Origin of the sequence: Lactobacillus sp. UMNPBX15 (assembly GCF_002553785.1) — a bacterium.
Lineage (GTDB): Bacteria > Bacillota > Bacilli > Lactobacillales > Lactobacillaceae > Lactobacillus > Lactobacillus crispatus.
In genome coordinates this window covers 1-583 of sequence record NZ_PCYV01000082.1, presented here as the reverse complement: position 1 = coordinate 583, position 583 = coordinate 1, and the positions used below count along the sequence as shown (strand labels likewise).

Sequence of the window (583 nt, the reverse complement as noted above, 5' to 3'; positions counted from 1 at the left end):
ACGCCGAAAGTAGTTGGTGGGCAACTGCCTGCGAGGAAAGGAAGCTGCCGTGCTCTTTTTTAATATTCCGGCTTAGCTCAGTTGGTAGAGCGCTTGACTGTTAATCAAGATGTCGTCAGTTCGAGTCTGACAGCCGGAGCTAGCGGAATATGAAAGAGGCGGGGGCCAGAGGCTTCCGCCTTTTTGTGTGCTATTAAAGTTCTATAATGAAGCTTTTCTAAGTCTTGAAATTTTTTTAAATAGGGCTTCCAAGGAGCTTTGAGGAGTCTGTACTCTGAATGGTATTGATGGATACGTTATTTTTTCTGCCGGAAAGCCACAGAATGGACAAGTGGGCTGCTTTAAAAGGGCTTCGTAGACTTTGTATTGCACTCCATTGAAGAATTTATAGAAATTGTTGTAAAATTTAATATCGAGATCAAATTTAATACAATCATTAACAGAGGACATAGCACAACTCCTAAATAGCTTAATTGAGACAGAATATCATAAATATTCATCAACAGAAAAAATGGTTCAGTATAAATTCTTGTGTAAACGGCTGTGAGATTTAGGATGCCTTTCGGGATATTTCCATTAATCG

At 39.6% G+C, this 583-nt stretch carries 1 tRNA gene; it reads left to right on the top strand.

What is annotated here, in order from left to right:
• Positions 1-66 precede the first annotated feature (66 nt).
• Positions 67-139: transfer RNA gene (locus CP366_RS10365), tRNA-Asn, on the top strand.
• The last annotated feature ends 444 nt before the right edge of the window (positions 140-583 follow it).